This window comes from Vibrio sp. THAF190c (assembly GCF_009363355.1).
Taxonomy (GTDB): Bacteria; Pseudomonadota; Gammaproteobacteria; order Enterobacterales; family Vibrionaceae; genus Vibrio; species Vibrio fortis_A.
Genome location: NZ_CP045338.1, coordinates 326,140 through 339,794, shown reverse-complemented (window position 1 = coordinate 339,794; position 13,655 = coordinate 326,140). Strand labels below are relative to the sequence as shown.

The window sequence follows — 13,655 nt, the reverse complement described above, 5'->3', positions numbered from 1 at the left end:
TGCTCACCTCTGTGATGCCGCCATCGCGCAAAACTGCGGATTACTCTTCATCAGGGAACCATTGCTGCAGCAGATCACGCGAACGCTCAAGCTCACTCTGCCAAGTGTTCACACCAACAATCGTTGGTTTCAACAAGATCACCAGCTCGGTCTTTTGCGTCAGCTGGCTGGTATTACGGAACAGATGACCAAGTGCAGGGATATCACCAAAGAAAGGAACCTTAGAGGTTACATCACTCACGTTAGATTTCATCAAACCGCCGATAACAACAACATCACCATTGCGCGCACGAATCACTGAGTCTGACTCACGGATAGAGCTTCTTGCCAATGGCAGTTCTACCGTACCCGTCGTTGAACCAAGGTTAAGAGATTTAGTCTCCTCACTCACATCAATAACCGCAGGGTGAACGTGAAGGAACACATTGCCTTTGTCATCAATCTGAGGCGTAACATCGAGAGAAATGCCAGAGAAGAATGGGGTTAGCTCGACTTCTGGTGCAACGTTAGCATTATCGCCGCTGCCTACAGCGCTCGAGAGATCCGTCACGTAGTACTCATCTGTACCGACTTTGATCACTGCTTTTTGGTTATTGGATGCCGTCACTCGTGGGCTAGAAAGTACGTTCAGGTCACCTTGAGTACCCATAAAGCTCAACACCGCTTCAAAGCTGCCACCAGAGACAACAATATTTGATTGACCACCTAACAGTGCACCAACAGGATCAAGCCCCGGTAGCGTCACAGGAGTGATAGCACCCGCAGTGTCTTTAACAATGTTGCCAGTACCAATGGTGTAATTCGTGCCATTTGATGAGAACATCTTGGTCCAGTTGATACCTTGTTGGTAACCGTCACTCAATGTCACTTCTAAGATCTTAGCTTCCAAGATAACTTGGCGTTGCAAGCGCTCCTGAGAAATACCCAAGAACTGACGCACTTCGCGAATCTCGTCTGGGTAAGCTCGTACCGTAATCACACTTGCTTGAGGTGTCACGACAACGCTTTGGCCATTACCGCTGCCGATTAAGTGGGTCACCGCCGCTTCTAATTGAGGCCAGAAATCGCTCTCTGAAGTCGTTTCAATCTCAGTACCACCTGTCGATGACGAAGAGTTTGAAGACGTAGAAGAGCTGTTTGAGCTAGAGCTTGAACTAGAAGAGCTCGATGAATTCGAGTCTGAGTTTGTGATGGTACCCGTTGTAATCGTCGTCAATGAGCGACCTGCTCGCTTAAGCTGCAAGTAATCAACAGGGATAGTCACTGTACGCAGGCCAGCAGGGAAGATTTGGATAACCTTACCGCGCTTCTCGATATCGTAGCCGTAAAGATCTTGTACGACAGACAGTACTTCATCCAAGGTTACATCAGTCAGATTGACAGTAATGTTACCCGTAACACTCGGGTGAATCGCAGCACTAAATTCAGTACCTTTTACTAAGCTCGCGAAGAAAGCTCGAGCATCAACACGATTGGCTTGAATACGAAAACGCTTAACCGTTTCCATACTAGGCGACATCGGGTCATCGTCAAACTGCGGCATAAGGTCGTCTTGAACCGATGAAGGCAGCTCGCTCAGTGCGCGGCTATTGGCTTCATTAATGGATTCATTCAAAGACTCTTTGATCTCCACAGGATCACGGTGGCCCATGGAACAACCAACTAAAGATGAAACTAGAATTGCTACTACAAGTTTACGCATGTCTTCACTCAAACCTTAATTCTTCTTAATATCCAAAGAGAACAGCTCTAACTTCCACTGCTGAGTACTTCTCTGAAGAGTGACGTATTCTGAATCTATTTTTTTTACCTTGTACCCACGAACCACCTCGCCTTGCGAGACAACCTGACCATTTAAGATGGCATAGCATGGGCTTCCACCCTTACAAACTATGCTCTGCAATGAAGGTAAGCGATAACGAGTTGGGGCTTTTTTAACGGGTGCTGCTTTCTGCTCTTTAGGAACCAACCACCCTAGCGGCGCAGTTGGGTCTTGTTCGGCCAGTACCGATGAGCTGAAAAACAGCAGAGACAGTAAAAGAACTCTAACCACCAATGAACTCCTGTCTTGTCCCTAATGTGTAAACCTCGAATACCAAACGAGCTTGTGGATACTCTTCTACCTTGTATTGAAAGGTTCGCCAATAATAGCGAACGGGAAGAGATTCCAGAGCTTGCAGATAAGCAGAGATATCGAAGTACGAACCCGTTAGTTCCATGCGAACCGGATGTACGTAGTACCCCGAGTATTCACTGGTGCCTTTTTTATTTGAAATGGGTTCGGGCTTTAATGACTCCAACGACGCAAGTTTCAAACCTTTGCCTGAACTCAAAACACTCTCTAACAACTCTGTCATTTGTGACGGCGAGATCAAGCCATCAATCATCTGAGCCAGATCCATCGAAAGCTCTTGACTCTGAGCCATCAGCGATTTGAACTCGACATCGATCTCTTTATCGGGATTTCTATTGAGCTTGGCTTGTAGCACTAGCAACTCACCTTCGAGCCTTTGATTTGACTGGGTCAAACTCATGCTCTTTGCACGCTTAGCTTGTAAATCATTGTATGCAGGTTCGACCAACACACTGAATAGGAGCATAAACAGGCCGACGAAACCACACAACAAAACCAGCCATTTCTCTCTTGAGCTTAGCGCTAGGAATTTATCGCTATACTGCTCCCACCTTTGCATTACTACTTCTCCCTACGGGTGCTTAATTCAAACGTCACAACATCTTGGTCATTACGACCAATCTTCAGTTTTTCAAACGCGCGCCCCACGAGATTAAGCTCATTTTTGAACTGCCCAACCCAATTAGGAATCACCTCGGCAGAGCGAGCGAATCCTGAAAGATCGAGAGAATCATGAGTCATATAAATGCGAGAAAGCGAGATATCATTGCGCCCCAATTTAGCCAGAGCGTTCATGACGCCAGAATACCCGATCTGCTGGCTTTCGTCGTATTGACCTACTGCCAGTAAGGCGTCTTTTTTAGCTTGAATCTCACGTTTGAGACGCTCAACGGCGGCCACTTTCTCTGGAGAAGGCTTATGCTGAGCTAATTCAGCATTAAGCTGCTTCACCTGACTGTTTAATTGATTAGACTTTTGCTGAAGAACAATCAGTTCATCATCAATATGAATCGTTTGATAGTGCATAAAACCATAAGTTGCAAGCATAACAGCAGAAACTAAAGCCCAAGATGCTGCGACGTTGGTGAGAGTAAAGTACTCTTTTTTCGGTTTTAAATGCTCAGGATAGAGATTAACTTTGAATTCAGAGTGCACTTGAGCGAGCTCTACAAGCAGTGATTCGGAACTTTCGCGCCCATTCTCACTGATCAAAGACACACTAGAACTTAGGGTATTAGATAACGCCTCTTTTAGCTCCGCTTCGTCCTCTTCATCACAACATATTTTTAGCTGTCGTAACTGAACACCTTTAATCTGTGAAGAGAGATAATCAATTGAACGTTGCAGCTCAAGCGCTAGGCCATCCATCTGAAGAGCACTCGAAGCGACTCCAGTTAACGGCGGTACTACGCTACGAATGGAGCGCTGAAAGCACACGGTATGATCGACAAAAGCACCCAGTTTGAAGTGAGCATTTTTGCTGCGTTGCAACAAAATGAAGTTCGATAATTCGCCCGCGCTGTAACCCCACAGCTCATCTTCAGGCGCGACACCGTTGAGTGTTACTTGAGCTTGGCTTGCCACACTAAGTAGTTTATCAAGAAGCTTTTTCGCAAGAACATAAACTTGAAGTTTGTTCGACGTTGGTAAAGCAACTGCGCTGGCTGTGATCTCAGTAACACGTTCTGACACAAGATCTTTGAGTAGGAAAGGTAATGCAACCGGCCATTCACTCTCAGGGATTTCCGGCTTATCAATTTGATAGGTCTGGTAGTAGTTAGAGCTCACGATCAACTGCAAGCTAGCGCTATTGAAAGCATCACTTGCCAGTGACTTTTTCAGTGCACTCTCCCAATCACCATTCATGATTGGCGTAGCAATAACACTCTTGTCCGCTGCTGAAACATAAACAGCGTCGCTGCTTAATAACACCACTTGAGCTCGGGTGCCGTTTTGGGCTGGCTTTATCTTATTTAAAATCGCTTTTAACTTCATGGTTAACTACTACTCTTACGCCATCGATTTCTTCGGCCAACTTTAACTACCGACTCTGTTTTTACTTTAGGCTTATTCGGTTGAGGTACCGGAATAATTTGCCTCTCTTCATCAAAAAATCGTCCTTGATAGCCATGGATTCCCAACTCAAGCAGAGCATTTTTCTCTGAATTCGTTTCTACACCAACTGCAATTACCTGCGTTGGAGAGTCTCCACAAGCTCCAATCAAACTGCGTACAAACAGTTGATTTTCATGCCTTTGATCGATCTTCTTAACCAAGCTTCTGTGTAGCTTAATAAAATCGACTTTCAAATCTTTAATATAGTGAGTGCTGACAATCGTTCGACCCGCTTGACCGACTGTCACTTTGCATCCGAGCCCTTTCAGCATTTTGGCGACTGGTCTCATGTAATCTAGGTGAGCGATCACATGACCTTCTGAAAATTCAAACCCTAAATGCGCACGTTGCTGAGTTGAAAGCTGCAATAACTCACTTCTAAACCACTTAAAGTGCTGCTTATTCGCAAAAGGAGTGACATTTAGGTTAATAGAGTAATTCATCAGTTTCGAGGATTCTTTTACCGACTTCAATAAAACACGCAAAACTGATTGATCCATTTGTGCTTGATACCCAATCTGCTCTACTGCTGGCATAAATCGAGAAGATTTGAGTAAGCCTTTCTCTGGATCTTGAATTCTTGCGAATATTTCTCTATGTAATTCATGAGCTTGCCCTTTATTGGACGTAAGGTAACACTGCTGCGCAAAGATTACTAAGTTTTCCGGCTGCAATGCCTTATCCAATAATGTTCGCCAACGAACACTGCCACGATCCAACTCATTCTTATTCAGCTTCGGGTAACGACTCCAGTTATTACTTCGCTCTAACTGAGCACTTTTCAGTGCCGTCTCCGCTTCATCCATAATCTGACTGTGGCGCTCGCCTTCGGCATACATGGTCACACCGATGTGGCACCAATTATCCACATCTAGCGGCTCTGGTGGTGACAATTTATCGAGTTGTCTCAAACATTGGGCAGCCAGTGTCGCAATATCTTTACTACCTTGATGAGGAATAAACACGGCAAAGTCCGCATCGTAGTATCGAGAGAAGATAACATCAGGGTAACGTTGGACGATATTGGACAATACTTCACCGACTTCAACGATAAAGGTGTCGGTTACCTGCTTGTCATTACTGTCTCGAACTTGTTCCCACTCTTCGATACGGATAAGCAGCACACCACCGCGCGCACCGCTCTCATGCAGAGCCGACTCGAGTTTATTATCGAAAAGTACTCGATTAGCCGTACCAGTGAGCTTATCTAAGAAGGTATGTGTGCGAATAAAGGTATCAAAACGACTGCGCTCTTGGCGGGCGTCTTGCAGTTCTTCAATCAAGACATCAAGAGCCTCACTGGCAGTATATGGCCACTCTCGCTCATCTCCCTTAGCGTGAGATTCCACTTGCCCCGCAAGAATCATTCGTCCACGCTCTTCGAGCATTTCAGAGCCCATTAATTGCTCTTTAAGCCACTGCACGCCTCTTGCTAAGCAGAAAATGATCAGAGCCACCGCTAAGGTAATCGACCACATTGCTTCCATTGAATAGTTATAGCCAATATAGGGAGGCAAAGCCTTAAATTCGATTTGGTAGCCGGTATTTCGCTCTAATATAAAGGTGCGCTCATAGAGACGATTAGGGTCGATCTGTGGGGAAGTATCTTTGAAACGATAAACAATACCGGTGGAATTAGAGAGCTTCATCTCGACGATATTGCTGGCTTGCAACATTTTAGGCATCCAACGCTGCATAGAATAAGCAGCGTCTGGATCTTCCATTTCTTTATCCACAACATCAACTATCCCGACCAAATAGTGATCGAGATACTCTTGCCCAATGCGCTTGAAAGAGAGTGTGCCCCCGATGAATAGAATAAACATCGCACTGATAACAATAACAGTAACGAATGCAACCAAGCGGGTGCTCAACTTAAGAGTCGGGGTATATCTCATGAATAACGAAATCCTTTTCAACTCACATTATACCGTACTGCTACGTTATACTATATTTTGCGGTTGTAAATAAAGCGTTAAGAGTTTCGGGTAGCAAAAAGCCGCGACAAACGCGGCTTTTCCATTTTAATACTTTGTTTTCTGATTTACGAAAAACAGAGTTTAGAACGGGATGTCGTCATCAAAATCCATTGGTGGCTCATTGTATTGAGGTTGAGCCTGTTGTGGAGCTTGTTGTTGAGGTGCTTGCTGCTGAGCAGGTGCACTGTATTGCTGCTGTTGTGGTTGCTGAGGTTGACCCCAACCACCTTGCTGCTGTTGACCACCCATACCGCCTTGAGCTGGTGCGCCACCTTGAGCACGACCGCCTAGCATTTGCATTACGCCGTTAAAGCCTTGAACAACAACTTCCGTTGTGTAGCGATCTTGACCGCTTTGATCTTGCCATTTACGCGTTTGCAGTTGGCCTTCAATGTAAACTTGAGAACCTTTACGTAGGTATTCACCTGCAACTTCTGCCAGCTTGCCAAACAGAGCCACACGGTGCCATTCTGTTTTCTCGCGCTGTTCGCCAGTTGCTTTATCACGCCATGATTCTGACGTTGCAATGGTAATGTTCGCTACTGCACCGCCATTTGGCATGTAACGAATTTCAGGGTCATTACCTAGGTTACCCACTAATATAACTTTGTTAACTCCACGGCTAGCCATGATTTGCTCCGTCTAAACTCATAGTCTTGAAAATTTTAGCGCATAAGAATAACACGCTTTTTAACAGTGATAAATCGCAATCCGATTCTCTATTGAATCGAAAGAATAAAAACGTAACAAATCATGATATTCAGACGGGTGTTGTTTTTTTCGCCACTTACAAACCACTCATTTACGTGGTGAATTGATATTCAACGCAAGTCATAACAAAGCGACTAGTGATGAAATTAGCATCATGACAGTGTGAACGCTTCCCAATAAACATTAGAAGGAGCTTTCACATGAAAGTATCGAGGTATACTCGCACATTACACTTTTTATGCTTAGACCTAGAACAGACTCATCTGTACATCAATGAGATAGAAAATTTACTTTCTATTCCAATGTATAGAATGCCTCCAGGAGAGATAATGTGCATCAACAAAAAGCAGAGCAATCGAATCCTCTTGGTCGATTACAAGCAACTGCCTGACATGTTTCAGGCTTTCCCTAATCTTGCTGTACTGTGGAAGAACTTTGAAATCATTCTTTTCAATGTCGAAAAGCCACTGCAGACTCAAGAGATCATCCGCTTTGGGCACTTAAAAGGGTTGTTCTACTGCAGCGATACCAAACCGAAAATAGCTGAAGGCATCACAAGGATCATTAATGGAGAGAATTGGTTACCAAGAAAGATCACCAGCCAATTGCTGTTCTACTATCGCAATATCGTCAACATCAGCACTTGCCCTGTTACGGTCGATTTAACTATCCGAGAGTTACAGGTGATTCGCTGCCTACAAACTGGCGCTTCGAATACCCAGATCGCAGAAGATCTGTTTATCAGTGAATTCACAGTCAAATCCCATCTTTATCAAATCTTTCGTAAACTGGCTGTAAAGAATCGAGGGCAAGCTATAGCGTGGGCAAACCAGAACCTAATTTCATAACTTGCCAATATCAATATTTTTGAGGACAGCTCCAATAAAGCATACGGATTGTTGCTGAATTTTCGACATTACCTGTGCTAGAGTTGCCCTCAGAAATATTCAGCACATAGAGCTGAGTCGATAATTATTAAAGATATAGGGTTTTTTACCATGATTAAAAAGTGCCTTTTCCCGGCAGCTGGCTACGGTACACGTTTCTTACCTGCAACTAAATCGATGCCAAAAGAGATGATGCCTGTTGTGAGCAAACCGCTCATCGAATATGGCGTTGAAGAAGCAATTGAAGCGGGTATGGACGGCATGTGTATCGTAACAGGCCGTGGTAAGCACTCGATCATGGACCACTTCGACAAGAACTACGAACTTGAGCACCAAATCAGCGGTACTAATAAAGAAGAACTGCTGTACAACATTCGTGAAACCATTGAAGCGGCAAACTTCACTTACATTCGTCAGCGTGAAATGAAAGGCTTAGGTCATGCTATCTTGACGGGTCGTGAACTCGTTGGTGACGAACCGTTTGCTGTGGTACTGGCTGATGACTTATGTGTAAACGAGCAGCAAGGTGTACTTGCGCAGATGGTCGCGCTTTACAAACAATTCCGCTGTTCAATTGTTGCGGTACAAGAAGTACCAGAAGACGAAACACACAAATACGGTGTGATTTCAGGTGAGATGATTAAAGATGACCTTTACCGTGTTGATGACATGGTAGAGAAACCGGAGCAAGGTACTGCTCCGAGCAACCTCGCTATCATTGGTCGCTACATTCTGACTCCAGATATCTTCGAACTGATTGAGAACACAGAACCTGGTAAAGGCGGCGAAATTCAAATCACCGATGCGCTACTAAAACAAGCTCAAGCAGGTTGTGTACTTGCATACAAATTTAAAGGTAAACGCTTCGATTGTGGTAGCGTTGAAGGCTACATCGAAGCAACGAACTTCTGCTACGAAAACCTATACAAGAAAGACGCACAGAAAGTTGAGCTAGATAAACACTCAACTAAGAAAGAAGCGTAATCGCTTCCAGTTTTTACTCTGTTTTGAAGGCAGCTCAATCGAGCTGCCTTTTTTGTACTGTTTTTTTATCCAGTAAAACTTTGCACAAAACTCACACTATGTAATACTTTAGCCACTGAAAATTACATGGTTACCTGAAATGGATAAAATTGAAGTAAGGGGTGCTCGCACGCACAACCTCAAAGATATAAACCTAACAATCCCAAGAGATAAGTTAATTGTGATTACGGGTTTGTCTGGGTCTGGTAAGTCTTCACTGGCTTTCGACACCCTGTATGCAGAAGGTCAGCGCCGCTACGTTGAGTCACTGTCTGCCTACGCTCGTCAATTTTTATCCCTTATGGAAAAGCCCGATGTTGACCACATTGAAGGCTTATCTCCGGCAATCTCTATCGAGCAAAAGTCGACATCTCATAACCCGCGCTCAACAGTGGGGACAATTACAGAGGTCTATGATTACCTGAGACTTTTGTATGCTCGTGTTGGTGAACCTCGCTGTCCAGATCATCATATCCCGCTTGCAGCACAAACCATCAGTCAAATGGTTGATAAGGTACTAGAACTACCTGAAGGCTCGAAAATGATGCTGCTTGCTCCTATCGTTAAAGAGCGTAAAGGTGAGCATGTTAAGACACTGCAAAACCTTGCAGCTCAAGGCTTCATTCGAGCAAGAATCGACGGTGAGACCTGTGATCTTTCCGATCCACCAGCACTAGAGTTACATAAGAAGCATACGATTGAAGTTGTGGTCGATCGCTTCAAGGTTCGCCCAGATCTTCAACAACGACTCGCCGAGTCTTTTGAGACCACTTTAGAGCTATCTGGTGGTATCGCCGTTGTCGATTGGATGGATGATAACGACCAAGAAGAAATTGTGTTCTCGGCTAATTTCGCTTGTCCTAAATGTGGTTACAGCATGCAAGAGCTTGAACCACGACTGTTCTCTTTCAACAACCCTGCCGGTGCCTGTGGTACCTGTGATGGCCTAGGTGTACAACAATATTTCGACCCAAGCCGCATTATTGTTGACGACAACCTAAGTATTGCAGACGGTGCCATCAAAGGTTGGGATCAAAAGAACTATTACTACTTCCAAATGCTCACCTCGCTAGCTGAGCACTACGGATTTGATCTGTTTGCTCCGTTCAACTCTTTGCCAAAGAAAACTCAAGACATCATCTTGAAAGGCTCGGGTCGCACAGAAGTAGAGTTCAAGTACATCAATGATCGTGGCGATATTCGAGTTAAGCGTCACCCGTTTGAAGGTATTCTGAATACGTTAGAAAGACGCTACCGTGATACTGAGTCGAACTCAGTTCGTGAAGATCTTGCGAAGTATATTTCAACTAAGTCCTGTTCTAGCTGTGGCGGTACCCGCCTAAGACTCGAAGCGCGTAATGTATTTATTGGTGATACCACTCTGCCACAGATTGTTGAACTGAGTATTGCTGATGCCTTGGCATTCTTCCAAAATCTGCAGTTGAGTGGCCAACGCGCGCAAATTGCCGAAAAGGTAATGAAAGAGATCAACGACCGCCTACACTTCTTGGTCAACGTTGGCTTGAACTATCTCAACCTATCGCGCAGCGCAGAGACACTTTCAGGAGGTGAAGCGCAACGAATCCGTCTTGCAAGCCAAATTGGTGCTGGTCTAGTTGGCGTTATGTATGTTCTGGATGAACCTTCCATCGGTCTCCACCAGCGCGACAACGAGCGGCTGCTACAGACTCTCGTACACCTTCGCGATCTTGGTAACACCGTATTAGTGGTAGAGCATGATGAAGATGCGATTCGCTGTGCCGATCACGTGATTGATATTGGTCCGGGCGCTGGTGTTCATGGTGGTAATGTTGTAGCCGAAGGCACCATGCAAGAGATCATCGACAATCCAAACTCTTTGACTGGCCAGTACCTCAGTGGCGTAAAAGAAATTGCAGTACCAAAAGAGCGTACTCCAATCGACAAGAAAAAAGTCGTAGAGCTGATTGGTGCGACAGGCAACAACCTTAAAGAGGTGACAGCGACAATTCCTGTCGGCCTGTTCAGCTGTATTACGGGTGTGTCAGGTTCTGGCAAATCAACTCTGATTAACGATACCTTCTTTAAGATCGCCCACACGCAGCTTAACGGTGCTACAACAGCAGTACCTGCACCGTACAAGAAGATAAAAGGCTTAGAGCATTTCGATAAGGTTATCGATATCGACCAAAGCCCAATTGGACGCACGCCACGTTCTAATCCAGCGACCTATACCGGTATCTTCACACCAATTCGTGAACTATTTTCGGGTACACAAGAGGCACGTTCTCGTGGTTACAAGCCGGGCCGCTTTAGCTTCAACGTTCGAGGTGGGCGCTGTGAAGCCTGTCAGGGTGATGGTGTAATTAAAGTCGAAATGCACTTCTTACCAGATGTATACGTTCCTTGTGATGTATGTAAAGGGAAACGCTATAACCGTGAAACATTGGAAGTGCGCTACAAAGGCAAAACCATCGATGAAGTGTTAGAGATGACGGTCGAAGATGCTCGAGAATTCTTTAACCCAGTTCCAGTGATCGCACGTAAGCTCCAAACATTAATGGATGTGGGCTTATCATATATTCGACTTGGACAAGCCGCGACAACACTGTCTGGTGGTGAAGCCCAGCGTGTCAAACTGGCTCGTGAGCTATCTAAGCGTGATACAGGCAAGACTCTATACATCCTAGATGAGCCGACTACAGGTCTTCACTTCCACGATATCCAACAGCTATTGACCGTTCTACACCGCCTGCGTGATCACGGAAACACAGTCGTAGTAATCGAACACAACTTGGATGTGATTAAAACCGCAGACTGGATCATCGACTTAGGCCCAGAAGGTGGCCAAGGCGGTGGTGAAATTATTGCTGCTGGCACGCCTGAAGATGTGGCATTGGTCGAAGGCTCTCACACCGCTCGCTTTCTTAAGCCTATGTTAACTATGAAATAGGTCTACAATAGCGCTCAGCGAATAAGACGAAAAGTGTTAAAGTATCGGGGCTTGTTCTAATTGGACAAGCCCCGTTTTTATAAGGTTAAGGATCTATGGCGACAATACACACCAGTGGTACACAGCTTGAGGGTCAAGTGACTCAACTTCCGCTCAATAAGCCCTTTTTGGTTTCTTTGGCCGTTGTCTTTCTCATCGCTATGCACTTTTTTATGCCTAACCCTGGTGGTTCAGGCTTAGCACTCTCCTTCAACCCTACCACTTGGCTGGCCTTGAGCTTTACTTTAGCAATTGGTTTTTACCAAATGGCCAATAACCGAGTCATCAAGTACTCAAAGCTCACTATCGGGCTTCTGATTAGCTGCATTATTCTTACACTGCCAGTCCTATACAGCAACGCAGATCCTTCCGGAGCTTCAGGTCGCTTACTTGGGCTATGGACGGGCTTCGCTTTTTTCGTTCTTCTTCAGCAATTCAAGTTTAGTAACAAACATAAGCAGCGCTTACTGTGGTTCATTGTACTCGCCGTTATGATTCAAGCTCTGTTTGGTTACTTCCAGTACTTTTTCTTAGAAGCCGGCAATATGTTTGGCTACAACACCAAAGCCAACCGCCCTTATGGTATTTTCCAGCAGCCAAATGTGATGGCGAGCTTTCTCGCAACAGGTTTTGTGCTCTCTGCATATCTTCTGGCAAGACAACCAACCAAGTACAACCTTAAGCTGAGCGAGTCGTTTCTACTCTATCTGATGCCAGCGATCACAGCACCACTGCTGATCATCATCGCATCCAGGACGGGTTGGCTGGCTAGTGTATTAAGCTTTGTCCTTATCCTGCCATACCTTTACAAGTTTTCGACCAAGAAGCGTTTTTACGGCTGGTGCGGTTCTGTATTGATCGGACTGATTGCTGGTTTTGCTATCATCAACTTACAAGCAGCCGATAGCCTAGCCAGCAAGCGTACACACTTAGAAAGCCCTCGAGCTTATACTTTTCCGCAAGCCTTAGACATGATGGTAGAAAAGCCATTCTCTGGTTATGGCTATGGTAAATTTGAGTCTGAATATACGCTGTACACAGCACGTCAACATCAACTCAATTCCAATTATCACCCAGGGCTTCCTGCGATGGATCACCCGCACAATGAATTGTTATTTTGGGGTGTTGAGGGGGGAATCGTACCGATCATCGGTATTCTACTTGCAGCAGCTTTGGTCGCAGGTCGGATAACTACGGCCACAAAGGGAACACAGTTAGCTCTGTTCGCTCTGTTTATTCCGATCGTTTTGCACTCACAACTTGAGTACCCGTTTTATCACTCGGCCATTCATTGGATCACCTTTATTGTACTCCTTTATTGGGTTGATCAACGCACTTCCTATCATTACCAAAAGGGATTTAGCGTTATCAGTAAAACCTTATTTAGAGTAATGAGCCTGGTTGTGCCAATTCTTGTCAGCTTCTATATGTTGAGCGCCTTACACACCAATTATGTGCTGACCAAGTTTGAGAAATCACAGCCTAAAAATCCGGATATTCTTAAAGAGGTTTCGAACCCTGTAGTTTGGAAAGATCGTTACGATTGGGATATCTACAGTACTTATCTCAATATCGGACTCTATCAAGAAGATCCGAAGCTGATTCAGCCGTATATCGATTGGTCTTTGAATATCATCAAGTTAAAACCACGACCGGCGTTTTACAACAACCTGATCTTGGCTTACCAAGGCTTAGGGGACGAAAGCAAAGCCGAACAGATTCGCAGCGAAGCGCAATTCCTGTTCCCTAATAGAGATTTTTCAACCGTGCAGTATCAGCGCCCATCACAGGTAAAGTCATCGACATCATCAGCGCAAAGCAGTGCTCAATAGCAC

Annotated in this window: 10 protein-coding genes; 4 read left to right on the top strand and 6 right to left on the bottom strand. The window is 45.1% G+C overall.

Annotated features, from left to right (window positions below; translation table 11 throughout):
• Window positions 1-40 precede the first annotated feature (40 nt).
• From mshL to FIV04_RS01535, 6 genes are all read right to left on the bottom strand, one after another.
• Complete coding sequence (gene mshL / locus FIV04_RS01560) at window positions 41-1,702, bottom strand: pilus (MSHA type) biogenesis protein MshL (RefSeq protein WP_150870752.1); 1,662 nt, start codon at window positions 1,700-1,702, stop codon at window positions 41-43.
• Window positions 1,703-1,717: 15 nt separating this feature from the next.
• Entirely contained in the window at window positions 1,718-2,053 is a 336-nt protein-coding gene (locus tag FIV04_RS01555; protein WP_152468077.1) for an MSHA biogenesis protein MshK, read from the bottom strand.
• Window positions 2,046-2,693: a type 4a pilus biogenesis protein PilO gene (gene pilO / locus FIV04_RS01550; RefSeq protein WP_152468076.1), complete on the bottom strand. Its 648-nt coding sequence runs from the start codon at window positions 2,691-2,693 to the stop codon at window positions 2,046-2,048. The genes FIV04_RS01555 and pilO overlap by 8 nt, the downstream gene beginning before the upstream one ends.
• Before the next feature lie 2 nt (window positions 2,694-2,695).
• A complete protein-coding gene (locus FIV04_RS01545) occupies window positions 2,696-4,129 on the bottom strand; it encodes an MSHA biogenesis protein MshI (RefSeq protein ID WP_152468075.1) in 1,434 nt (477 codons plus the stop codon).
• A gap of 2 nt (window positions 4,130-4,131) precedes the next feature.
• Window positions 4,132-6,147, bottom strand: a complete 2,016-nt coding sequence (csrD, locus tag FIV04_RS01540; RefSeq protein WP_152468074.1) for an RNase E specificity factor CsrD — start codon at window positions 6,145-6,147, stop codon at window positions 4,132-4,134.
• A gap of 162 nt (window positions 6,148-6,309) precedes the next feature.
• Window positions 6,310-6,858 carry a single-stranded DNA-binding protein gene (locus FIV04_RS01535; RefSeq protein ID WP_032552989.1) on the bottom strand — a complete coding sequence of 183 codons (549 nt, stop codon included), beginning with the start codon at window positions 6,856-6,858 and terminating at the stop codon, window positions 6,310-6,312.
• A 281-nt stretch (window positions 6,859-7,139) separates the two neighbouring features.
• On the opposite strand from FIV04_RS01535, the gene FIV04_RS01530 reads away from it, so the two are divergent.
• The 4 genes from FIV04_RS01530 to FIV04_RS01515 all read left to right on the top strand — a co-directional run bounded on the left by FIV04_RS01530 (window position 7,140) and on the right by FIV04_RS01515 (window position 13,652).
• Complete coding sequence (locus FIV04_RS01530) at window positions 7,140-7,787, top strand: LuxR C-terminal-related transcriptional regulator (protein WP_152468073.1); 648 nt, start codon at window positions 7,140-7,142, stop codon at window positions 7,785-7,787.
• A 150-nt stretch (window positions 7,788-7,937) separates the two neighbouring features.
• A complete protein-coding gene (gene galU, locus FIV04_RS01525; protein WP_150895903.1) occupies window positions 7,938-8,810 on the top strand; it encodes a UTP--glucose-1-phosphate uridylyltransferase GalU in 873 nt (290 codons plus the stop codon).
• A gap of 139 nt (window positions 8,811-8,949) precedes the next feature.
• Window positions 8,950-11,781 carry an excinuclease ABC subunit UvrA gene (gene uvrA / locus FIV04_RS01520; RefSeq protein ID WP_152468072.1) on the top strand — a complete coding sequence of 944 codons (2,832 nt, stop codon included), beginning with the start codon at window positions 8,950-8,952 and terminating at the stop codon, window positions 11,779-11,781.
• A 95-nt stretch (window positions 11,782-11,876) separates the two neighbouring features.
• Entirely contained in the window at window positions 11,877-13,652 is a 1,776-nt protein-coding gene (locus tag FIV04_RS01515) for a PglL family O-oligosaccharyltransferase (protein WP_152468071.1), read from the top strand.
• The last annotated feature ends 3 nt before the right edge of the window (window positions 13,653-13,655 follow it).

Bases quoted from the DNA above. Each gene is read 5' to 3' on its own strand.
- mshL (WP_150870752.1), bottom strand. From the start codon at position 1,702: ATGCGTAAACTTGTAGTAGCAATTCTAGTTTCATCTTTAGTTGGTTGT.
- pilO (WP_152468076.1), bottom strand. From the start codon at position 2,693: ATGCAAAGGTGGGAGCAGTATAGCGATAAATTCCTAGCGCTAAGCTCA.
- FIV04_RS01545 (WP_152468075.1), bottom strand. From the start codon at position 4,129: ATGAAGTTAAAAGCGATTTTAAATAAGATAAAGCCAGCCCAAAACGGC.
- csrD (WP_152468074.1), bottom strand. From the start codon at position 6,147: ATGAGATATACCCCGACTCTTAAGTTGAGCACCCGCTTGGTTGCATTC.
- FIV04_RS01535 (WP_032552989.1), bottom strand. From the start codon at position 6,858: ATGGCTAGCCGTGGAGTTAACAAAGTTATATTAGTGGGTAACCTAGGT.
- FIV04_RS01530 (WP_152468073.1), top strand. From the start codon at position 7,140: ATGAAAGTATCGAGGTATACTCGCACATTACACTTTTTATGCTTAGAC.
- galU (WP_150895903.1), top strand. From the start codon at position 7,938: ATGATTAAAAAGTGCCTTTTCCCGGCAGCTGGCTACGGTACACGTTTC.
- uvrA (WP_152468072.1), top strand. From the start codon at position 8,950: ATGGATAAAATTGAAGTAAGGGGTGCTCGCACGCACAACCTCAAAGAT.
- FIV04_RS01515 (WP_152468071.1), top strand. From the start codon at position 11,877: ATGGCGACAATACACACCAGTGGTACACAGCTTGAGGGTCAAGTGACT.